At 52.1% G+C, this 22,778-nt stretch carries 21 protein-coding genes; 16 read left to right on the forward strand and 5 right to left on the reverse strand.

Going from position 1 to position 22,778, the window contains the following annotated elements; genetic code table 11:
- The first annotated feature begins 248 nt into the window (after nucleotides 1-248).
- The 8 genes from IT781_RS18745 (at nucleotide 249) to IT781_RS18780 (ending at nucleotide 9,949) form a co-directional block, all read left to right on the forward strand.
- A complete protein-coding gene (locus IT781_RS18745) occupies nucleotides 249-1,970 on the forward strand; it encodes an ATP-binding protein (protein WP_194971705.1) in 1,722 nt (573 codons plus the stop codon).
- A gap of 114 nt (nucleotides 1,971-2,084) precedes the next feature.
- Entirely contained in the window at nucleotides 2,085-3,425 is a 1,341-nt protein-coding gene (locus IT781_RS18750) for an ATP-binding protein (protein WP_194971706.1), read from the forward strand.
- 32 nt (nucleotides 3,426-3,457) lie between these two features.
- Complete coding sequence (locus IT781_RS18755) at nucleotides 3,458-3,703, forward strand: hypothetical protein (protein ID WP_194971707.1); 246 nt, start codon at nucleotides 3,458-3,460, stop codon at nucleotides 3,701-3,703.
- The gene (locus tag IT781_RS18760) at nucleotides 3,681-4,373 is read left to right on the forward strand and encodes a PH domain-containing protein (protein WP_194971708.1); all 693 of its coding nucleotides are present in this window, start codon (nucleotides 3,681-3,683) and stop codon (nucleotides 4,371-4,373) included. Before IT781_RS18755 ends, IT781_RS18760 begins: the two co-directional genes overlap by 23 nt.
- Before the next feature lie 13 nt (nucleotides 4,374-4,386).
- Nucleotides 4,387-6,966, forward strand: a complete 2,580-nt coding sequence (gene mobH, locus IT781_RS18765) for a MobH family relaxase (protein ID WP_194971709.1) — start codon at nucleotides 4,387-4,389, stop codon at nucleotides 6,964-6,966.
- Nucleotides 6,953-8,773, forward strand: a complete 1,821-nt coding sequence (gene traD / locus IT781_RS18770) for a conjugative transfer system coupling protein TraD (RefSeq protein ID WP_194971710.1) — start codon at nucleotides 6,953-6,955, stop codon at nucleotides 8,771-8,773. Before mobH ends, traD begins: the two co-directional genes overlap by 14 nt.
- A gap of 6 nt (nucleotides 8,774-8,779) precedes the next feature.
- Nucleotides 8,780-9,328, forward strand: coding sequence for a hypothetical protein (locus IT781_RS18775; RefSeq protein WP_194971711.1), 549 nt, complete (start codon nucleotides 8,780-8,782; stop codon nucleotides 9,326-9,328).
- A gap of 3 nt (nucleotides 9,329-9,331) precedes the next feature.
- Nucleotides 9,332-9,949: a DUF4400 domain-containing protein gene (locus IT781_RS18780; RefSeq protein ID WP_194971712.1), complete on the forward strand. Its 618-nt coding sequence runs from the start codon at nucleotides 9,332-9,334 to the stop codon at nucleotides 9,947-9,949.
- A 35-nt stretch (nucleotides 9,950-9,984) separates the two neighbouring features.
- Here the strand turns inward: IT781_RS18780 and IT781_RS18785 are convergent, their stop codons facing one another.
- Genes IT781_RS18785 through IT781_RS18800 form a run of 4 tightly spaced genes read right to left on the reverse strand, consistent with a single transcriptional unit; the run spans nucleotide 9,985 to nucleotide 12,142 of the window.
- Nucleotides 9,985-10,446 carry a FlhC family transcriptional regulator gene (locus tag IT781_RS18785; protein ID WP_194971713.1) on the reverse strand — a complete coding sequence of 154 codons (462 nt, stop codon included), beginning with the start codon at nucleotides 10,444-10,446 and terminating at the stop codon, nucleotides 9,985-9,987.
- Entirely contained in the window at nucleotides 10,427-11,035 is a 609-nt protein-coding gene (locus tag IT781_RS18790; RefSeq protein ID WP_194971714.1) for an STAS-like domain-containing protein, read from the reverse strand. The genes IT781_RS18785 and IT781_RS18790 overlap by 20 nt, the downstream gene beginning before the upstream one ends.
- A 13-nt stretch (nucleotides 11,036-11,048) precedes the next feature.
- Nucleotides 11,049-11,666, reverse strand: a complete 618-nt coding sequence (locus IT781_RS18795) for a FlhC family transcriptional regulator (RefSeq protein ID WP_194971715.1) — start codon at nucleotides 11,664-11,666, stop codon at nucleotides 11,049-11,051.
- Nucleotides 11,663-12,142 carry a flagellar transcriptional regulator FlhD gene (locus tag IT781_RS18800; RefSeq protein ID WP_194971716.1) on the reverse strand — a complete coding sequence of 160 codons (480 nt, stop codon included), beginning with the start codon at nucleotides 12,140-12,142 and terminating at the stop codon, nucleotides 11,663-11,665. Before IT781_RS18800 ends, IT781_RS18795 begins: the two co-directional genes overlap by 4 nt.
- A 372-nt stretch (nucleotides 12,143-12,514) precedes the next feature.
- Here IT781_RS18800 and IT781_RS18805 point away from each other — a divergent pair, with 372 nt between their 5' ends.
- Genes IT781_RS18805 through traN form a run of 7 tightly spaced genes read left to right on the forward strand, consistent with a single transcriptional unit; the run spans nucleotide 12,515 to nucleotide 20,186 of the window.
- A complete protein-coding gene (locus IT781_RS18805; protein ID WP_194971717.1) occupies nucleotides 12,515-13,546 on the forward strand; it encodes a TerC/Alx family metal homeostasis membrane protein in 1,032 nt (343 codons plus the stop codon).
- A gap of 44 nt (nucleotides 13,547-13,590) precedes the next feature.
- Nucleotides 13,591-14,184 (forward strand): TerD family protein, encoded by a 594-nt coding sequence (locus tag IT781_RS18810; protein ID WP_194971718.1) that lies wholly within the window; start codon nucleotides 13,591-13,593, stop codon nucleotides 14,182-14,184.
- A gap of 5 nt (nucleotides 14,185-14,189) precedes the next feature.
- Nucleotides 14,190-14,492 (forward strand): hypothetical protein, encoded by a 303-nt coding sequence (locus IT781_RS18815; protein ID WP_194971719.1) that lies wholly within the window; start codon nucleotides 14,190-14,192, stop codon nucleotides 14,490-14,492.
- Entirely contained in the window at nucleotides 14,476-15,045 is a 570-nt protein-coding gene (locus IT781_RS18820) for a S26 family signal peptidase (protein WP_194971720.1), read from the forward strand. The genes IT781_RS18815 and IT781_RS18820 overlap by 17 nt, the downstream gene beginning before the upstream one ends.
- Nucleotides 15,014-16,180, forward strand: coding sequence for a TrbC family F-type conjugative pilus assembly protein (locus IT781_RS18825; RefSeq protein WP_194971721.1), 1,167 nt, complete (start codon nucleotides 15,014-15,016; stop codon nucleotides 16,178-16,180). The genes IT781_RS18820 and IT781_RS18825 overlap by 32 nt, the downstream gene beginning before the upstream one ends.
- A gap of 41 nt (nucleotides 16,181-16,221) precedes the next feature.
- Nucleotides 16,222-17,322: a TraU family protein gene (locus IT781_RS18830; RefSeq protein WP_370527047.1), complete on the forward strand. Its 1,101-nt coding sequence runs from the start codon at nucleotides 16,222-16,224 to the stop codon at nucleotides 17,320-17,322.
- A gap of 50 nt (nucleotides 17,323-17,372) precedes the next feature.
- Nucleotides 17,373-20,186 carry a conjugal transfer protein TraN gene (traN, locus tag IT781_RS18835; protein WP_194971723.1) on the forward strand — a complete coding sequence of 938 codons (2,814 nt, stop codon included), beginning with the start codon at nucleotides 17,373-17,375 and terminating at the stop codon, nucleotides 20,184-20,186.
- A gap of 143 nt (nucleotides 20,187-20,329) precedes the next feature.
- Here the strand turns inward: traN and IT781_RS18840 are convergent, their stop codons facing one another.
- Nucleotides 20,330-21,187 carry a hypothetical protein gene (locus tag IT781_RS18840; protein ID WP_194971724.1) on the reverse strand — a complete coding sequence of 286 codons (858 nt, stop codon included), beginning with the start codon at nucleotides 21,185-21,187 and terminating at the stop codon, nucleotides 20,330-20,332.
- Between the two features lie 266 nt (nucleotides 21,188-21,453).
- On the opposite strand from IT781_RS18840, the gene IT781_RS18845 reads away from it, so the two are divergent.
- Entirely contained in the window at nucleotides 21,454-22,494 is a 1,041-nt protein-coding gene (locus IT781_RS18845; protein WP_194971725.1) for a site-specific integrase, read from the forward strand.
- Nucleotides 22,495-22,778: the final 284 nt, after the last annotated feature.

Genomic DNA, 22,778 nt, shown 5'->3' on the forward strand with positions numbered 1-22,778 from the left:
CCTGATTTCGAAAAATGATGCGGCCGGCCCGATCGACTACGCTTATGACGCGCTCCGATGGAGTTTGAAATTGTCGAATTTTTAGCCGGTCAAGATGCACCTAATGGAACTTTTAAAAAAGATGACGTTGTTAGAAGCCATCCTATTTTGATGAATACCAGCCTATTTACACATTGGAGACCGATTGTTGACAAGACGCATAACGCAAATTTTCGCGTAAAGTTTCATACTAATTAGGAGTATTTTTAATGTTGAATACATATCAAACTGCTGTTGAACGTAAGGAATTCAAAATTCATTCTGCCGTCCTAGGACACTTTATTCATAGTCAGGCCGGAAGCGCAGGGAAGGCTATTATTGAGTTAATCCAAAATAGTATTGACGCAGGAGCGACGCAATGCTCGATTGAGGTCAGCCGCATGGGATTTTCCTTGCGCGATGATGGACATGGTTTCGCAACTATTCAGGATGTAGAGTCGTTCTTTGCAACATTCGGCACCCCACATATCGAGGGTGACGCGAAGTTTGGGCGCTTCAGAGTTGGCCGGGGACAGATTATGGGATTCGCATCGACAGTGTGGCAATCGAATCAATTTCAAATGGCCGTGGACATCAAAACGATTGGATACGGATTTGACTTGTCATCTATGACCGAAATACTTCCTGGCTGCAAGATTGAAGGGGAGTGGTACGAACCGCTGATTCTCGAAAAAGATGAGGAATACGGCTTTGAAGATGATCAGTATGAAACCCTGTTGGGGGAAATTCGCAATTTAGTTGGCTACACTCCGCTGAATGTCATCCTGAATGGCAATACGATTTCGCGCAGTCTTGATGCGGAGCCATGGGATGTTGAAACTGATAATGCGTATATCAGGGTTAAGCCGACCGGGCCACTTATCATCTATAACCAAGGCATTCTAGTGCGTGAGGACAGCGGACATCACTGGGGTTGCGGCGGCATTGTCGTCACTAAAAAAGCCATCAAACTCAATATCAGCAGAACGGAAATTCTGCGGAAAGATTGCCCGGTCTGGCAAGTGATCGCCAAAGAGGTAAAGAAGCTATCTCAAAAGATTCGCCGCAATCAGAATGGTCGCCTGGACGAGAATGGACGCATTCGCGCTGCACGCGAGTTGTTGTCTGGAAATGGGGACATCACAGCCAGAACTATCACGATACTGCCTCGCGATCATATATCCTTGAAAGAACTTGTGTATAAGAAAGGTCAATTGGTGGTCGCTAATGATAAGGAAATTCGCATCGGTGAAAAAATTGCACAATCTGGCTTAGCAGTTGTTCTTCATCCAGACATGTTCTACCGTTTTGATTGCTCAGACTCTTTAGGTCTGGAACAGGCTCTTAAAACGGCGTGGCGACGCAACGCTGGCAAGGAAAGCGCTCATTATCTTGAGGAACATTATCTATCCCGTTTTGCAATCACGCCGTTTACGGAGGCAAGGCAATCGTTTTTCGAGGAATCCAAGCTTCTTGAGTTGAATGAGGTGAATAAGGACCTGCAATGCATTTTCAGAGCGATCAAGGCGCCCGCCCGAAAGGTTTTATGGAAAGCCGCAGGGCGAAATGGGATTTATTTTGTCCCTCAAATCAAGATCGGGCGTGCGGATATTTATGCAGCGTGGACCGATTCAAAAAACTATGTAGCGATCAACGAAACGCTGCTGGAAGAAATCTTGACTGATGGTCGAACCGGTCTTCTGAAATTGATGCACATCATGGTACATGAAGCCTGTCACGCCGGGGATGGAGACAGTCGCGAAGCGGCACATGATGACATATTCTACCGGAGATTCCATGATTGTATCACTGAAATGTCATATTTTATGGAAAAACAAATCCGGCGCACGGTCTGGAACTACCTGCGGGTATGCCAACGCGACAAGATAAAACCTCGCGGGTGGGCATCACGGGATTTCTTTCATCGCAGGAAAACATCTAAACATTTATAGGGCTGACGCCAGCGCAAAATCAAAACAGGCCGTTTTTGGGCGTTTTTCGACCCGACGCAATAAAAATCGTTCTTCTAAAATAGCGGCTTCATTACTTAGAAGCCATTTTAGAAAATGAAAATAGAGTTAGGTCAGGATGACTACTTGTTATCCAAAAATCAGACACAGCCGATCTTTTGCGATTTTGATGTCGTCGTGAATGCCCATATGCTGATCATGGGCAAGACTGGCATGGGCAAAACTACATTCCTGAGACGGGCCATACAGCAAATGCGCCGGTTCTCGCCCGCGCCGCGCATCCATATCATGGATGTGCATGGCGATATCGATATCCAGGGCGCTTCTTCGGTCCGATTCTCGGAATCCACCGAATATGGCTTGAACCCTTTCGTCGTCAGCCCGGACAGGCACTTCGGCGGCGTCAGGAAGCGAACTCAGGATTTCATCGCCACCATCAACGGCGCCCGGCCCATAGGCTCACGGCAGGAAGCAGTCATGCGCCACTTGATTAATGACCTCTATTCGGCCAACGGATTCTTTGCGGACAATTACAAATCCTGGGTGCTTAATGACGGTTTTTCCAGAAGACACCCCAAGCGATACCCGACCATGGACGACGCCTGCCGTTTCGCTTTTGGCAAACTCAAGCAGCTCATTATCGGCAGCGACACCAAATCGGGCAGGGCGCTCGAAGAGCTCAACAAAGTCACCACAAAACTGTACCGAATCTCCAAACAGCATGCCGCGTCTGGCGCCAAAGCAGACGATGAGCTGACTGAAAAGGCCATGGAGCTGCGCACGGATGCCTTGAGATTCTACAAGGCCTATATCGAGAACCTGGAAACCGGCAAGGAGTTGGAAGACTTCATCAAATATGAATCGAAAGAAGTCCTGAAATCGGTCGTCGAGCGCTTCGATAACCTGAAGGCCAGCGGCATCTTCAAAAACCAGCCACCGCCCTTCGATCCCGCCAACCCCGTCTGGCACTACGACATCACCGCCTTGCGTGAGGATGAGAAGCGCATGTTCGTGGAATTCAGGCTGCAGGAGCTGTTCTCGGCGGCCATGGAAAAAGGCCCTGTCCGGCGGGAACAGGAAGGCTTGCTGCGCGACATCATGATCATCGACGAAGCGCACCTGTTTTTCCGGGACGACCAGAACAACATCATCAACACCATCGCCAAAGAAGGCCGGAAGTTTGGCCTGGGGCTGGTATGCGCCAGCCAATCGCCGACTCATTTTTCGGAAGACTTCTTTTCCAACGTCGCCACCAAGGTCGTGCTGGGCGTGGACCAGATGTACTGGGACAACCTGGTGCGCAAGATGAAAATCGAAGCGAAGCTGATGCAGTACATTCGCCCTTTCCATGTGATCGGCGTGCAGATGAGCAACAAGGGCGACACGCGCTCCAAATTCACCATGGTCAGGGTGCCCAAAGAACACAAAGAACAATGATGAACAACCCATCAGGAACTTACAGCGCCTCAATGTACGACCAAGAAATTGCGCTCTACAAAGCACTGGCCGTTTCGGTCATTACGACCGCCCGGACGGATCTGCGGTCAGGCAACCGACTGGTCCGCGACAGGGCGTTGCGATTTTTCACCGCGCCCCCGGAAGACACCACGCTCTGGTTGTGGCTGTCGTGGCTCGACATCGACTATACAGGACCTTATCTCCAACAACTTAGAAACAAGGCGATCGCTATTTATGATGACAACAAGCCCCATTGACCTGGCCGCCAATTCGTTTGCCAGCCTCGACGATGCCCAAGCCATGTGCGAGCTATTGAACCGCGAGACCGGCTCAGCCTATACCGTCATGCCGGACCATTATCTGGGTTTCACGACCCGACGGAGCATGACGCAAACGGCTCAACAACAACCAGTACCGGCCGACAGGCAACGGCCGAACGTGATGGAGTACCGCCAGGCCTTCCGGGGCTTCATTCCGCATTATCTGGAAATTATCCTTGGTGCCGTGCTGGCCAGCAGCCCTTTCAAGGTGATCGGCTGGCTGTTCGCTCTGCTCAACCTTCAGGGCATACCCGACTGGCTGGATTTGAAAGGCTTGGGCACCGTTGTCGCTTATGCCGGATTGGCCCTGGTCCTGTATGGCTTGCGCTTCATCTACAGCTACTTTGCCGTGAAAATGATTTTCGACCAGGATGGCGTGATGCTGAAAAAAGGGATCATCGCGCAATCCCAGGTCCAGATCCGCTTCAACGACATCAAAACGGTGGGCGTGGAGCAGAGCGTTTTAGACCGCCTGCTCGGCATCGGGGCCGTGCATCTTGACTCGGCCGGCACCAACGGCACGGTCGATATCGAGCTGAGAAACATGCGCAACCCGGTTGACATGCGCCGCCGCATCCAGCAACTGATCGATCAGCATACCAGATAACGCGGTTAAGCCCATGCGCAAAACAATCGCCTCCCTCGCTTCATTATTCAGAAAGAAGCCTCAGCCGAAGAGTACGCTGAGCCTGAAAAAACAGTTGGCAGCCCCCAGCGAGCCGCTTTTTGATGAGTATTTCCACCGCTTGCCCGGCTTTCCGCAAGGCTTTCCGGTTATTCCCGTCGATCTGCTGATACAGAAAAATGAGGCCATGATCAAACAGATCATTCTGGCCCGGGGGCTGTCAGGGCCGCATAACAAGGCGGACGTGGAAGCCAAAATCATGGCGCCGATCCGGCACCTGGCCGAAATGACGCACTTGTTGCCGGCCTCGGAAAAGCATCATTTCAAACTACCGGGCGGCTTGTTCGCGTTTAGCCTGGAGGTGGCGCTGTTTGCCATCCGCTATGCCGAGCGGCGCATCCTGACCCGGGCAACGCCCGAAATCCGGAAAGAGGAGGAATCGCTCTGGGCGCACGCGGCGTTTCTGACCGGCCTGTTCAGCGAAGCGATCACGACTATCTCGAAACTGGCCGTCTATTCCGACGAACTCGGCATTGACTGGCATCCGGGCATCGAATCGCTGTATGAATGGCTGCAGCGCAACAATTTAAAGCGCTACCAGATCCGCTGGAGCCATACGGAAAACAGCTCGATGGTCTTCACGTTGGCCGGCAAAGCGATCAAAACGGAACAAGTGGAAATCCTGGCGAGAGGCGAGAAAGCGATTTACACGACTCTGTTTTCAGCTTTGTGCGAGCAGCAAAACTTCAACAACCCGCTGGCCAAGATCAACGAGAAGGTCAAATACAAGCTCATGGAGCGTGATGCGTGGAGCTATGCCGATCGTTACGGCAAACCGTTGGCTGGCATGCACCTTGAGCCTTGGCTGATCGATGCCATGCGCCATCTGGTTCAGAAGAAACGCTGGCAACCTAACGAGGAAAACGGCCGGATATGGCACGGCCTGGACGGCGTTTTTCTGGTCTGGCCACTGGCGGCCAGCGATATGCAGCAAGAACTCAAATTAGCGGAAAGCCCGTTCATTCCCAGCACGCAGGAGATTCTGGCCGAAATCATGCTCGATGCCGGCATCATTGTCAGCAACGCCATGGGAAGCTACCTGTTCGATATCGCGATACCGGTTGCCGAGAGCGCCGAAAAGAAACCGCTGGAGGCACTCAAGCTCGCCCGCTATGAAATCCTGTTCGTAAAAGACCAGCCCAAACCGATCGAAGATAACCTGCTCGTTGCAATCGAAGAAGAAGACGATGATGAAGATCTGGCGGGTAACGAATCGGCCGGCAAGACGGCCACAGGACAATCGCAGACGGCAGCGGTGGCCAGCCAGGATAATGCCTCCTTTGACACCAGCGGCGCGCCGCCGGCAGAAGAAACAGCAAGTCCACAGGATTCACACGATGAGTATGACCCGGATATCGATTATGACACCCGCATCACGACAAAATCCGCTACGGAATCGTCAGGTTCGACCTCAGAAAAGATCGATCTCGCTATTCTGTTTGGCAAACCCGAAGCGCCAGCCGTCGAGCAAAAAGAAGAGCTGCCGCAGCCTGCCCGTGAAGAAGATCCCGATCTTGAGGCGCTATTCAATGGCGAGACGGATTCATCGGCGGTTAACCTGTACGATGCCGATTATGCGTCCGACTACCAGTCCGACGCGATCGATTATCGTGATTTTCCTTTGGCAGAGACTGACGTGCCAGAGTGGGTAGAGAGTGGCCAGGCCGATCAAAACCAATCCCAAGACTCATCAGCGGAAGCGGTCGAACCTGAAAAAGCGGAGGAAACGCTTCAGCCGCTTGCGCCCGCTACGCCGGCTATTGCGCAAGCGGAAACGGTTGTTGAGTCTGTCCCCTTGACCAATGCGGCTCCACAGGCGCACGCCAGGCCAGAACCGCAAGGAGAAACGCTTGATGCTGCCACTTTATTGTCTCAGTCAGTGGCGGCCCAATATTCGGTATCAACAAAAGCAGAGGAAGCTCCTGAGTCTGTAAGCCCGAACGTAGCTGAAGCCGAACAGACAAGAAAGCCCCTCAAAGACGATGGTCAAAAATCCCTGAAGAGCAAGCACTCTAATCGGCCAGAGGAAAATGCGAAAAACCCAAAATCAGCCCAAACCCAGAGCACAGAAATCGATCGGGCCGACCCGAATAATAACGATGATCATGCGGATCTGCTGGCGGCATTAATCGGCTCCGGCCCAAAAGCGCCTAAAGCCGATCCGGGCAAGCCTCAAGAGGCCACCCGACGTCATGACACTGTTGGGGTGGAGGATTTGTTTAGCAGCGCGCCCCCAAAGAGCACTGGCGATCCAGCAGCCCGGGCCGGCCTGATCCTGGCTCGGCTGAAAAAACTGCCGGCCGAACACCTGGAACCCCGATCCGGCGGCATCACTAAAGTGGCTGCGATCGGGCTGAAAAATACCAAGCTGGAATTGAAGGAGTGTATGACGGTGTTAAGGGCGGCGGGCCTGCTCGAATTAATAGACGGCTATGAGACAGGGCTGGATAGCACGGGCAAAGCCAAATCCCGTTATTTTCTGGTCAAGGCGGACCTATCAAATGGCCAGCGATAATTTTGATCCCTATATCCGCAAGCCTTACGAGTTTTATATCGCCGGCACCTGGTTCATAGCGGTTGCGGTGACTTTGGCCGGTTATTTGATACTGCCCGGCGCCAGTTCCCTGTTGGCTGCCAGCGGCCTATTCGCCGCGATGGCGCTGAGGTCGGCGGTAAGCGGGCTGAGTCTGCTAGGACGAGGTAAAATCGGCGAAATGCTGACTTTTTTGGAAGTCGCTGCGCTGCTGAATCTGGCCAAGCCGGAAAAGATGTGGCTCGGCTGGGGATTTGACTGGACGCCTACGCATACGCAGCGCGCGGTCGATTACATGCTGTCCGGTGCGAAAATGAGCCATGACCAGGAAAATCCCGGCGGCCCTTGGATTCACGGGCTGAACAGGGGCAAGGAAGAAGAGGTGCATATCCCGCTTAAATCCCTGGAAGGGCACACGATCGTGTTCGGGACGACGGGGGCCGGTAAAACGCGCGCGTTCGAAGTGATGGTGACGCAGGCCATCCATCGGGGCGACATCGTGATCATGATCGACCCGAAAGGGGACAAGGAGCTGCGCGACCGCATGGAGCTGGAATGCCAAAGAGCCGGCCGACGCGATGCCTTCCTGTTTTTCCATCCGGCGTTTCCCCGCTCCTCGATCCGCCTCGACACCATGCGCAATTTCACCCGGGCGACCGAACTGGCCTCGCGCATCGCGGCCTTGATGCCGTCGCAGACGGGCGGCTCTGACGCCTTCACGGCGTTTGCCTTCAGGACCTTGAACCTGGTCGCGCAGGGCCTCATTGAAACCGGCAAGCGGCCATCGATCAAGCAACTGCGCTATTTCATTGAAGGCGGCGCTGAGTCGCTGTTGGTCAAAGCGATAGAGGCGCACGCCGAGCGCACGGATCCGGAATGGAAAACCAGTGCTGAACCGTTCTTCGCCAAAGCGCGCGCCGGCAAAGCCAAGAAAATGGAAACCATTGCCAATCCGGACTGGCTGGCCATCATCGAATGGTACCGGACCACCTGGAGCAATGGGCCAAAAGGGGCGGAGGGCATCGATGGCTTGCTGTCACTGGTGGAACACAACCGTATGCACTTTTCCAAGATGATTGCCTCATTAATTCCAGTTTTGAATATGCTGACCTCGGGAGAGTTGGGTGGCCTGCTGTCGCCGGATGAGGAAGATGCTAACGATCCCCGGCCGATCATGGACACGTCGACGATTATTTCGGGCAACCACGTCCTGTACGTGGGCCTGGATTCCTTGTCGGACTCCATCGTGTCCTCGGCCATAGGCTCGATTGTGTTGGCCGACTTCGCTTCGGTCGCCGGCATGATCTACAACAGCGGCAACAAGCCCGGGCGCATTTCGATGTACGTCGATGAAGCGGCCGAAGTGGTCAACCTGCCGTTTATCCAGATCCTCAACAAAGGCCGTGGCGCCGGGTTCCAGGTGGTCATGGCGACCCAGACCTTACCGGATATCGTCGCGCGGCTGGGCGATGAAGCGCGCGCCCGGCAGGTGGTCGGCAACTGCAACAACCTGATCACCTTGCGCATCAAGGATGGCGAAACCCAGAAATTCGTGGTCGAGACCTTCGGGCAGACCTGGATCAAAACCGTACAACAGACTATTTCCAGCGCGGTGAATTCCGCTGAGAACATTATCAATTACTCCGGCAATAGCGGCCAGTCACTGGTTTACGGGGATCACGACCTGTTCCCCCAGCACCTGCTGGGGCATTTGCCGAATTTTCATTACATTGCATCCATCGCCGGCGGCCGGGTCATCAAAGGACGGCTGCCCATTATCACGCACTAGGAAACCATGACAGACCAACAAAACGTACATTATTTAAGACGCGAGGCACCCATTTTGTCAGCGCCGGTGGAATTAAAAAAAGCCTGCAGAAACACCCGATTGAATGCCTCAGCGCAGGAACTGTTCGCCCGCTGGCCTAATTTGCGCGAATCCTCGCAGCGGCTGACGTCGTTGCTGACATTGCATTACCCCGATCCGAGAAAAGAAGGCGAAAGCCTGCTGGTGAATTGCCTGTCCAGCGGATTTGTCGAGGCCGACAAAGCGATCCGGAAAAACAATGACGATATCGCCGAACAAAAAGCCTTCATTGGCCGGGTGTCCGAGGAGTTGGTCCATTGCCTGGAGTTAACGCTCATGATGAAGGTTAAAGGGTCATGGACGCCTCACGATGTGATCACCCATGGCTATCTTGACGAGATCGTGAATGCCTCCATGAGCGAGGAATTAAGCTGGGTCGAAAAACCGCAGGCGGCGTTCAACAGTCCATCGGCCAAAGTATTATGCGCCTCCCGGGTGTTCACCATGAAAGAGCTCAAGCTGGCTGGCCTGATTTAACCCATGATCGGCAAGCATTTTCTTATTTGGCTGATGATCATGTTTTTCACGCCCTTGGTTTTGCCCATGCTGTTAAGTCCCAAAACCATATCGTCGTCTATCCAGCGCGATTATCAGGAGGCGATCGCCACGTTTGGCAACAAAGACGCGCTCGATCATGAACTCATCGCATTCTACCGGGACAACCTGGCCGTGGTCGCGAGAGTGGTGGATGAATTCAGAGACAACGGGGATGATTCTGACAAGTTTAGGCGGAGCGGCGACCACATCGGCGAGGCCATCGCGGATATTCCCGGCGACTGGGCCGCCTCCGTCAAGCTGCAAGCCTATAACCTGGCGCTACGCACAGTCATTATCTCGCTGTACGGGAGCTGGTTTCTGGCGCCTATCGCCATGGGTTTCGTGGCCGGTGTGCTGGGGCGTCGACTGAAAGCCGATACTTTCAGTCCGCCGATCCCGCCGCTCTATAACACCTCGGCGCATATGCTGCTGGCATTGATTGGCTTCCTGCTGCTGTGGCTGGTATGCCCGTTACCTCTCCCGCTGTCGATCATACCCACCGTATTGGTTTCAGCCAGCATCCTGATCAGCTTGGCGGTTACGCATTACCCGAACTATTAGCTGAACAAGTCCGTTTTGGGGCTTGTTCAGGTAGACTAGAAATGACAAACGCAGCAAAGGTTATGATCTTTATTAACCAGTTTTACGCTGCGGCAATTGCTGCAGCGTACCAGGCGAAGATCACCGGAATCATGCCAGCCTGCGATAAACCAGGCATCCGAGAAATCGATGAGCGGCTCATCGCGCCAGACAGCCTTGATGTAAACGGTATACCGTTTGTAGGCATTGATCAACTTTCTGCACATATTCGGCTCGGACTCAAGACTGTAAAAGAACGTGAACAGTGTGGCTTCCTTATGGCGCGAGAACTTCTTGAAAAAAAACTGGGGCGTCGTTTTCATCGCCCCACAGGACGGCGATTTCTGGTGCATTCTCACATATTCCCGGCGCAAAAGAGCCGGCGGCAGCCCCGTTGCTTTCGCCACAACGGAGATCCGCGCCTTGTAAGCCAGCATCTCCAAAGCCAAATGGTACTGGTCAAGCGTAGGCTGGCTCATACATGTCCTCGAGTCCGCCTACCACATGCAGCAGGACATCCATCTCATCGGCTTCCAATGCCGCCAGCTTCGAAGCAAACTCAGGCGTAAACCGGGGCTCGAAGCAAATAACGCCTGAGCCGGCCACACGGCGGATTTGTTCCATGTCCATTTTGGCGAAAAAATCGATCATGCTGTTATTGATGCCGAAAATGATTTTCGCCGCGGCCGGATCGTTTCTTGACAGTTCCCTTGCCTTGATCAGCAGCTCGCAGGTTAAATCGGATATCTCACCAAACGGCCTGACATCCTGTAATAACAGCTTGTCGATATAGTCCGTGGTTTGATTGCAGGCCTCGGCATAGGCGTTGATATGCTGCTCCTGCAGATTGGCAAATTTCAGCCGAGTGCTCAGCGTTTGAGAGCCAAATTCAAGGACTAACGGAAAGATAAAGTCCTGAAAAAAAACCGGCGACAAGTGCGAGACTTCGGCAAAATCGATCTCGCACGGCTCTTTCGACAAATACAGCTCTGTCGATACCAGTTTGGCAAGTCGTGAACCATGGGCGTTTTTGGAGTTTCGCTTGAAAAATTCTTTCAGAGAGATCATGGCCATTCCCCGATTAAACGGCTTCAAGGTACAGCGACTTTTTGACACCGCATACCCCAAAATCCACCTTACGCCATTTCTGTCGGCCGATCGAATCAATAGTGGCATCACAAATTGGGCAAGACTTGTAGCCTTCCGGGTACTCGGCTAGGACTGCATAAGTGTAATTGCATCGGCCGCAGGTAATTCGCTCAACTTGTTCCACACTGATTTGCCGCTCGATGCACCAGGCGCGATTGATATTGAGCAGCACGGATTGGCGTTTAAATGCAAACGTTTCCTCATAGCGGTTATAAGCTTCAAGAAAAATTTCCCCGCGCCAAGCGCCTGTGTTAGCGCGAACCAGCGTTTCATGGATGTTGCAATAGACAGACGCGTGCAGACAATTTTCTGGCGATTTCATGACCCAGTCCGGATCGTAAGGCAGCAAACCGGAACTAGGGCCCTTGCCATGAATTTCCCTATACAGCTGCAGCGTAAAGTTTTTGGGAAGTCGGCAAACACATTGCACGATCGTCGGACGCCCCCCTTTTTCGATAATGCCGGTAGCCAGCTTCACCTTTCGCGTCCAGCCAAGAAGATCAGTCTCTTTCGGCGGTAAACGTAAAGTACTTTTCAGTATACGACTCATCGTGCAACTCCCTCGTCAGTGGGTGACACGGGGAGTTGGACAACAGCCTCTTCCGAGGACTGGGCAGTATCCAGCGCTTCCGGGATGGGTAATAACGCGGCGACAACATTGGCTGGTATATGGGCCGGCGTTTCGGGTAATGGGGATATGGCCAAAGTGGACCGGCCGCAGGCGGCCAGGTCCTGGATCTGTTCGAGGGTCATATCAGATATTCTCTCCGCATCAGACTTATCCAGTCGGAATCGCCAGATGGCCTCGAGAAGATTGCGTTTGGCACATTCACGGACCAACATCAGAAATTGAAAATTAATGGTGGTCAGATCTTGGTTTACTGCGTTCATAGTTTGCTCCCTTACTAAAACGAAAGTTACTTCAAGGTTCCATTGAGCGAATAACAAAGGTGCTACTGAATCAAATGGCTTGATTTCGACGTAGCGGTTTTTATCGGTATAGGAGTCTTTATTACCCGACGACATATGGCGCCCTTAAAAAGCGCTTAAATTTTGAATGAAAACACGCCAAAACTAAAGGCCAAAAGATTGCGAAAAACGCAACGATCCGGCGGAACCCTTTGGGAATAGGGATTTTAGAGTCTTAGCTGATTCTATAATACTCACAAAAAAAATAATGCAAGGGGGGCGAATTGAAAAAAATACTGATTATTTAGTTTTTTGATCGGCGCCGGTTTTTTCCTCAGGTCCGGTCCGAAAATCACCACTTTCCCAGCCATTTTTCCCTGCCAAAATCAAAACAGGCCGTTTTTGGGCGTTTTTCGACCCGATGCAAACTATTTTTTTCTCGTAAGATTTCTCTTGTTGAGTTAGAGCATTTTTATCGAGGAGAAAAAATTGGAAGCGTTCGGATCATCTATCGAAACCCTGGGCATTTTGTTGGCCATTGTCAGTGTCTCTCTTTATATCGATTTGAGAGGGCACAAGCACGCAAGGGAGGAAACACTTTACGGCGCCATCAAGTGGTCTGCCTTTTGGATACTGCTGGCGCTCGGTTTTTATGGTTACCTGTGGGCGAGAGTCAGCAAGGAGTGGGCCGATCTCTATCTGGCCGGCTATGCGCTGGAAAAGAGCCTGTCCGTAGACAACCTGATGGTGTTCATGGCCATCTTCGCCTCCTTTGGCATCAAGGGCCAACTGCAGCGCCGCATTCTTTATTGGGGCATTCTCGGCGCCCTGGTCTTCAGGGCTGTTTTTGTCGTCATTGGCACCGGCTTGTTTCTGGCCAGCCCCTGGATCGGCTTTGTCTTTGCCGCCATTGTCGGATGGAGCGCAATCAAAATGCTCGGCAATAAAGACGACGAGGCCGGCGATGAAAGGGAGGACTATGCCGATCATTGGAGCATCCGCCTGACCGGTAAGCTGATGCCGATCTACACCAAACTGCATCTGGACCGGTTCTTCCTGAAACATGCGGAGATCGTCGAAAACGGTTTTTCCCACGCCGTCACCCGAAAAGGATCGGTTTATGCGACACCGGCATTTCTCTGCCTGATGGCGAACGAAACCTCGGACATTGCCTTTTCCTTTGATTCCGTGCCGGCCGTCATTTCAGTGACCGAGCAGCCCATCCTGGTCTATGCCGCCATGATCTTTGCCATCCTCGGCTTGCGCAGCCTGTATTTCGTGCTGGAAGCGTTGACCCGCTATCTGGTGCATCTTGAGGCGGCCGTCATCGTTTTGCTGTTTTTCGTGGCCGGCAAAATGGCTTTGCAGTCCTGGAACCACGTGATCGGCGACACCGGCATCCATATTTCACCGCAAGCAAGCGTATTGATTGTGGCAGGCACGTTATTGCTCGGCGTCATCGCTTCGCTGCTTTTTCCGAGTAAAGACAGGGCGAGCTCACCCGATCTGCCTCAAATTTAAGCCCATACCCCTTCCACAACCTCTATTTTATTTAGGAGAAGTATATGAATACGCCAGTCATTAGCCTTGAAAAAGGTGAAAACATCAACCTGACCAAAGACGAGCCCAGCTTAAAAAACATCCTTATCGGATGCGGCTGGGATGTCAGGGCGTCCGATCAGGAAACCTTCGACCTGGACGTGTCGCTCATCATGGTTGGCGCCGACGGCAAGGCCATTAGCGAGCGCGATTTGATCTTTTACAATCCCGCTCACCTGACCTCAGTTTGCGGCTCAATCCGTCATACCGGCGACAACCGGACCGGGGAAGGGGAGGGCGATGATGAGTCCATTCTTATCCAGCTGGATCAGGTGCCTGCCGGTAAGCACCGGCTCGTCGTGTGCGTGTCGATCTACAAGGCGCTCGAGAAAAAACAAAACTTCGGCCAGGTCCTGAATGCCTACATGCGCGTGCTGAACGCTGATACGGACCAGGAAATCAGGCGCTACGACCTGACCGAAGATTACTCGAAGTACACCGCGGTCATTCCCGGTGAAATCTATCGCCACCAAGGAGACTGGAAATTTAAAGCCATCGGCACCGGTTTGACGGGCGGACTGAAGGAATTCGTTAGTATGTACGGACTATCGGTGGGCTGATTCCTATGAACCCACTCTCTCCCGTCAAACTGGTCGTGTTGTTATTGGCCTGTGGCCTTTGCGGCGCAGGAGGCGGCTATTATGCCGCCTCTTTCTCGCCCATTCCGGCCCAGATAGCCGTCGTCGATGTGCAGGCGCTGGTTAAGAAAGCCGTGGACAACAACCAGGCGCAAACCGAAGACGACGCCAAAGCGCTCATGACCAAAATCAAGTCAGCGACCCAACCCTTAATCGAACAGGGCATTGTTATTTTCGACGCCCAATCCGTTCTGCATGCCCCTGAGGAAGCCTATGTCAACATTGAATAATTCGCAACCTGCAAGAGAGCCTTTGACTGTCGATCTCTTTATCGCACGCAGCAAAACGTTCGGGCCTGTCTTGCTGAATCATATAAAGACCCATGCCATTACCTGGGCACTGTTGATTGCGCTTTATGGCGTGATTCATGCCAATTATCGACTGGCCATCAACCAGACGCCCAGCTTGCCTTACAAATTGTTCCTGATTTCGTTGGATGAAAAAGTCGAAACCGGCGGGCTGATCGCATTCCGGTGGCACAACGGCGCTCCCTATCCGGACGGTTACACCTTCACCAAGCGGCTGCTGGCAGGCCCCGGCGACATCGTGACCCGAAACGGCCGGGATTTCGCGGTCGGTGGCCGCACGCTGATCGGCAAGGAAGTAGGCCTCAGCCTCAGAAAGCTGTTTCCGAACGACGAACTCCACGAAGGCAAGAACACGCTTCAGCTGGGTAAATACTTCGTCGCCGGCGATCACGAATACAGCCTGGATTCCCGTTACAACCTGCTTGGATTAGTGGATAAAAAAGATGTCATTGGCCGCGCCTACCCGATTTTCTAGTTACCTCTTAGCCGCGATGCTGCTGTCGTCCTCAATCGCCCAGGCGGGCGAGGACGATTTTTTTCTTAAGGAACTCATGAAACAACAACAGCCCAACATGAACCGCAGGATCCCGGACTGGCTGCGAACCCAGCCGGCCCAGCTAAGCCCGGCCTTGGAAAAAATACTGAAGAACGGCAATCAGGCCGCCAGCCAAACCGCGCAGAATGCCGGTGATCTCAAGCAAACTCAGGTCGGGGTGGTGCAGGGCCGATGGATTTTCGTGTCCTTTTCCATGCCAGCGCACGAAATGAAAGCAGCGGCTGAAGAAGCGGCCGCCTCGAAATCCGTGCTGGTGTTCCGGGGCGTGGAACCCGGGACTAACACCGGATCAATCACGAAGAAGCTGATCCCGATTGTCAAAGACATGAAGCCGGTGCCCGGCGCTGTGATTGACCCTACGCTGTTCACGCGTTTCAACGTGAATGTTGTCCCCACCCTGATCGAGACGGACGCCGCGGGCAAGACCCGCATAGCGCGAGGTCTGCCCGGCTTTGAGTGGCTCAGCAAGCAGGAGCCTGGCGATCACGGTCAGCGAGGCCCCACGTTTGGCATTCTGGAGCCCGATATGATCGAGGAGATCCAGCGCCGGATGGAGCACATGGACTGGGACAGGCAAAGACGCGAGGCCATGGCCAATTTCTGGAAAAGACAGGATGCGTTCAATCTGCCGGCGGCCGAGAAAAATCGCGACCGCCATGTCGATATGAGCATCGTGTCGACGCAGGATATTTTCCATCCGGATGGCCGGCTCATCATTGCCCGAGGGGACAAAATCAATCCGCAGGCCATCATGCCGATGCGCAATGTCTACATTGTCTTTGACGCGACCAGCCAAAAACAGGTGGCAATCGCCAAAAAAGCCGGCGATGACGCGCTCAGAAAGCACAAACCCGTCATTTATCTGTTTTCAAAAATCGACCAGGAAAGAGGCTGGGATCACTTCAACGAGACCGGCGAGGTCGTGAACGGCCCGCTGTACAAGCTGAACCAAGACATCATTAACCGCTTCAAGATCCAAGCGCTGCCTTCCGTGATCGAAGGCGAGGGCGATCATGTGGTGGTCAGGGAAATCGCCGCGCGGGAGCTTTACTGATGAGAAAGATTATTTCTAACCTACTGCTTCTGCTCGGCCTGATGGCCGGCCATAACGCTATGGCGGACGCCCCCATCAGTACATCTGAAAGCCAGTCTGTTTCCGCCGAGAAACTGCTGTGCCCCGATGCAGACCTGTGGGGCAAAAAAATGATTACCGGCGTGTGCTGGACCTGTCTGTTTCCGGTCAGGCTCCTGGGCTTCACCATTTATGACGACGATAAGGATGTGCCTGATGATGCGACTGACCAAAGTTTCTGTTTCTGCAATGACGCCGATGGCATCCCCTCGCTGGGCATCACCGGCGGCGCCTGGCTGCCTGCCAGACTGATTGAGGTCGTGCGTAAACCTTACTGCTCGCCGGCACTGGGCGGCATTTCCTTCAACAACAGTGTCCGGTTGTGGGGCGGGCATAAAGAAGTGGAAGGCGACGGTACCGACAAGACCTTTTACAACTACCATTACTGGGCTTTCCCTTTGTACATGATGCTGGACCTGTTCGTGCAGAATAGCTGCAATGCCGGCGGTTTCAGAAACATGGACATGATGTATATGTCGGAGATCGACCCGACCTGGAATGTGGACGAGCTGGCGTTCTTCCTGAATCCGGAGGCCGTGGCGTTTGCCAATCCGTTGGCGGTGGCGGCTTGCACGGTGGATTGCGCGGTTACATCGACAACACAGCCTTCGACCTCCTTATGGTGGTGCGCAGGCTGCTGGGGCAACTTATACCCGTTCACCGGCAATATCGCTTCCGATGGCTCGCCGCCCAGAGACAGTAGCCTACTGTCTGCCAGGGTGCTGGCGGCCCTGCACCGGCGTGGCCTGGCCCATAAAACCTACGGTAATGACGCACTGTGCAGCGGCACCATTTATCCGATGATTCCCAAACAGCAATACAAGATGAGCATGCTGTTTCCGGTGACCGAAGCCAAAGCGGAAAAAATCAGCACACAAGAAACGGATGCCGAAGGGAATACCCGCATAGTGGAAAAAGTCGTTCCTGGCGAGAATTGCTGTCACTACATCGGAGAGACACCATTCACGTGGGGCGAGTGGCGGAATATTCCGGGCACGGGCGAAGATTTTGTCTACCTGATCTGGCGTTACACGGATTGCTGTTTAACCGATCACGAAGACTAATCCAGCACGCCGACTGCTGCTCAACAGATTAAGAACAAGAACAAGCACCCATGCAAAAAATCAGAAAAGCCGTCGCAGAAATTCTCATTTTCTGCATTTTTCATAACTCAGTTGCTGTATTTTACCTTGCCGCTCGAGTCGCCTTCTTTACGCCGTTTCCAGCGTTTGCGGACGCCTTCATGGACAAGGCGGCGGAAGGTGAAGCGTTCGGCGGAACCCTGATGTCCGAGTTTACGATACCGAATGTCGATGCCTCATCCGGGGAAATAACCCTGACCAACGGGCAGGTTGCCGGCCAGAAGCTCCAGCAAAACGAAATGTTCCAGGAGATACAGCCCGGCTCGATGGATGCGGCAGTCGAGGCCTACGGTAACTCGGCGGCGCAAGGCACTTACGTCAACAATACCGTCAGCGCGCTGTCCACCGGATCGTCCACGCATGCCTACGCCTACCAGACCCTAATGGGCGCCAATACGGCAATGCCGAATATCTACAACGATCCGATCTGGCAACAATCGGATGCGGTGCTGTCCCGGCAGTCGCCTTTGATCGACGATATGTTCAGCGGCTGCACTAAAACCACGAACTGGGCCGAGACCTCCTGTCCCATCCATGTGGAAGACCTGAGAACGTGCAAAAAAGTCTTGGGGAACGAGACGTGCAAAGTGACGCGCGCGGTTTCCTATACGCCGGTCATGGGCTTCGGGTCAGGAGACGGCAAGATTGCCAACTGCGGATCCGGCTGTACCAATCTGATCGTGGGTCCTGACACCAATAACACCCTGGAAGGGGAGTGCGCATTCTATACCTGGAATGCCAGTTATGTGGTTCTGCGCCCGGAAGCCATCACTCAGGTCACGATCGATAGTGTTAAATACGACGACTATACCCGCATCTACGTCAACGATACTCTGGTTTACACAGGGGGGACCGGCTGGGGAGGAAGCAGCTGCGATTTAGGGCAAAACTGGGTCGAGTATCCCGGTACCGATATTACGGCCGCGTTTAAAAATGCCGCACAGGGCGGAACGGTTGTGGTACGGCAGGAAACGTTAGTGGGCGGACTGGGTGAAGCCGCCGCGACGTTAAAAGTAATCTCCAGTTCGGATTTGAGTGAACAGTTTATCGACCAACCGCCTGGATGCAGAGAGCGGGTGTTCAAAGCCTGGCCGCCCATTTGGTCGCCGCCCATTTGGTCATCAACCGGTTCGTTAAACGATCAGGCCTCGACCGACTGGTGGCAATGCCTGGATGCGTCGAATGATCGAGCGGTGGGGCCCATCACCATTACCCCGCAAGAATACGGCGCACTGGCGGGGCCTATACTGCCTGATCCGCCTGCCTCGCCGCTGGCGCCCATTTGCTATCAGGCAGAATCGCGCGTGCCGAGCACGCATGTGGTCGAACCCTGTTATACCGACTATAAGGGCTATGAGATATGTCCGGAGTACGATTATCCACTCAGCGCCCATGATACCTGCGAATCGCTGGCATCCAATCCCTACTGCGCTTATGTCCAGGAGCAATGTGCCAAGGATGATAACGGCAATGATCGCATAGACGCCATTACCGGCGCTTGCAAGGAATTCATCGTCACCTATGATTGCGGGACCGATCACGAGGCGGCCTGTGATCTGTCAAATGACGGCGAGAAGACCATTTGCGATGCGCAAATACGCTGCATGGGCGGCGAATGCGTTGATCCGCCACAGGAATCGAATGAAGATTTTATCAAGGCGGCAACCGCGCTTCAGACGCTGAATGAGGCGCAAAAAGCGAAGGATTGTGATCCGGCATCCGGGGAGTGCAAGCTGTTTAAAGGCGAAGCGATGTGGTGCCAGATGGCGGATCTTTCCATCTTGGGGAACGTCGATTGCTGCAATATGCCTATCCAGGGAAGTTGGATTGATTATCTTTGGTTGGCAGGTCGTACATGGAATTTGGCGGATAAATCGGTCCAAATCTATGAATTTGGCTTGGCAGATGCAGGCGCTGGTGGATCTTTGGGCGCTTGGAAATTAGTGGCTGACGGAACGGTATTTCAGGCGCCCGTCAATATGATCTCTGACACTTACACGGCTATAACCCAACCATTCTCCTCCATGTACGATTCTGTAGTGTCCATGTTTGGTGAAGACATGGTTACCAATTTATCAATGGAAGCAATCAAAAACCAAGTGGCCAATTGGCTCGGCCAGTGGATAGCATCAACATTCGGAGAAACGGCCGCTTCCACCTTACTTACAGCGACGACGACAGGAGCTGGAGCAGCGGCACAAACAACCTATACAATGGCAGGCTCAATGTTATCCTCGATTATGACGGTTGTAGGCATCGTTTATGCGATTTTCCAGATCGCGAAAATGGTCGTGCAGCTGATTTTTGCCTGTACTGAAGAAGAAATGGAACTAGCCATGCTGAAAGACCAAAAAATGTGCACCAAGCCTGATGAAATTGGGACATACTGTTCAGCAGAGACCTTCTTTGGCTGTGTGGCGGAAAAACAAGCCTACTGTTGTTTTACCAGTCCATTTGCACGCGTATTTCAGGAGCAGGCTCGGAAACAGTTAAATACAAGTTTTGGATTGCCACGCGAGCCCAGTTGCGACGGATTTACGATTGATCAAGTTGCCAGCCTGGACTTTGACCAGATGGATTTTGGGGAATGGATCAATATGTTGAAAGTGGCCAATATCATGCCGCTTAGCGGCACTGTGGCAGAGTCATTATATAGTGAAGGAATGGCTACTAGCGAAGATTTACCGAACGATACCCGAACCAGCAACGTGCAGGATCGGTTAAACACCCAAACCCAAGGAACAAATATTGACGCCCATCGACAGTATTTGTTGGACCATATGTGATTGTTGTCTACTTTTTAGTCAATCCGACTGGACAATAAGAACAGTGCGGAATGAAAGGGGCGCTAATGCTGAGTTATCCACAGATTTTGTGGATAACTCAACTTATCGGATTCCTTATAATTCAACAAGAAAATGCCAAATTATTATTTAACGTGTAACTCAATTTGATTACCCTGACTTAGCGCATAAGGTTTATCGCCTTTCCTAGTTATGACTAAACTGACCCACTCCGGAAGATTGGCTGAAACCCGCTGGTAAAATCCTGCATAATCGAAATAGGACAGTTCCTGACCTTCCACAAAATGTCGAGAGCCGGCAATTATCGCTGACTTATCAAATTCTTTGGTGATTTTCACGAAGCCAATTTTTTCCCTGAAAATATTTTGGTACCAGTAAATTTCCCTGCCATTATTCGTCGTTTTAACAATCTCGCCTTCCCATTGCCCAGCACTTTGGGTCGGTATGGGGGCAGTAACTTGGCATGACCAATTTTCGCACAGCGGGCCATTGACACGAATCCAGCGCGGCCTTAACACTTTGCTAAAAGAATGGTGATCATCGTACTCCTCTATTTTCGTCTGATATTCGGGCGAAAGCGATTGAATAATCGCTTTTTCCATCAAAGCTCCCATTTTCAACTGTGCATCGGCTTCATCTGTCGCATAGGTCAGCGGCATACCTATTAATAGGTAGTTGTCATTATCCGGCACAATCCCAGATCCGGAGGGCCCTCCCAGCAGCAGGGCTGCGGCGGCAATGCCGACCTCGGCACCATGCGGAATCGTACCGGGAACAGGGCGGCTGGCCGCCGTCAAGCCAAGATCTGTTGCCCGGTATGCCAGCGACCTTCCTCCACCGCCTGCGCTTTCCGCCGTGGAAATGGGCTTAATCCGAGCATCAGGATTGAATGGATTCTGCGCATAGGGTTTGAAAGTGCCGCAACCTGAGACCAGAAACACAGTGATGAGGATTGCGAAGATATTAAAATGTGACTTAACCATAATTTATTCCTAACGAAAAAAGTCCTTCCCAAATATCTTCGCAAATATTCGCCAAAACGCAAAAAATCAAAAGAGATCGTCTTGACGGTCATCGCACTTTTAATGCGATGGTCGTGCGTTCGAATCGCACACGACCCACCAACAAAACTAAAGCAAGTCAAGGGCTTACATGGATGAACAGCCTTAGTAACTGTGTACTAAAACCGTCGACTACAGTGATTTTATAGGTAGTCTTGTTTTATACTCTCAAGAACGAGAATACACAGATGCTTAATTTCCACATCATCAAAGTTGATCTCAAGAGCGGGGAAACCCGTTATCGCACCATACTTACCAAATCCGGTAAGGGTGTCAAAACCAAAACCTTCAGGCGTAAGCAAGATGCTCGTATCTGGGGCAATCGTGCCGTTTTTGAATCTCAGGAATACGAAGCCAAAGGCATCAAACTCTGTACCATCAAATTCAGTCGTTTGTCTGATGAATACATGCGCTGGTGGACCGGCAAGGATCATGACCGGGCCAGGCTGGTGTCATGGTGGGAACAACGCTTGGGCAAATATCTGCTCAGCGATATTACCCCCGAGTTGATCCGCGACACACTCAAGCCAAAAAAATCACAAGCTGCAGCAACCTACAATAAGCATCTGGCTGTCTTATCAGCCATTTTGGATTACGCTACTCTGCAGCAGGAGGATGACAGTGTTCTGGAACAATACATTGAGGAAAATCCCTGCAAGCGCGTTCGTTCTCTCAAGGTTGATAACAAGATCGTTCGTTATCTCTCCGATGAGGAAAAAAAACGTTTACTGAAAGCGGCCAAAGCCATTGGCGGTAAATTCTATCTGAAAGTGCTGATGGCGCTAACAACCGGCATGCGTAAAGGCGAGCTTGATTGGCTACGCTGGAACGATATCGATTTTGATAGAGGATTGGCTCTGTTAGCTGAAACCAAGAACGGAACGCCACGCCATACCCCCATTCCAAGCGTTATCATGGAGGAACTTAAAAAACACAGGGAAATCGGCAATGGTCTATTGTTCCCGTCCAGCACAAATCCCAACAAACCCTTCGATTACAAGAAGCAATGGGCAAATTGCTTGAAAGCCGCCAACATCAAAAAATTTCGCTGGCATGATATGAGGCATGATGTGGCCAGTACACTGGCCCGTGATGGTAGAACCTTAAAAGAGATTGCCGAAATTCTCGGGCATAAATCCCTGGCGAGCACAGACCGTTATGCCCATTTAAGCACTGAGCATAAAAGCCGGGTGCTCAACGATACGATGAGTCGATCAATCAGCTTATAAAATCAGATAGAAATTAAGTGCTTGGCGATAAATTAGCATGGACGCGCGCTCATCCTGTTTGATGGTTTCAAGATATAGGGTGCTGAAATTTGTGAATTTCGTTTGGCGCTTATACCTAATCATTCAAAATAAATTTATTTGCCTTGAAAAACACTGAAAATGAGAATGTCAATTTACTTAATCTTGAGTATCAGAAATAAAAGGTATTTTTCAACTTGAATGTCAGTGTAGTGCCATTATGTATAGAAGCGAATTATGTACAGTAGATCATTCCAAGCCATGAA

Source organism: Methylobacter sp. BlB1 (assembly GCF_015476545.1).
In the GTDB taxonomy this organism is placed as follows: domain Bacteria; phylum Pseudomonadota; class Gammaproteobacteria; order Methylococcales; family Methylomonadaceae; genus Methylobacter.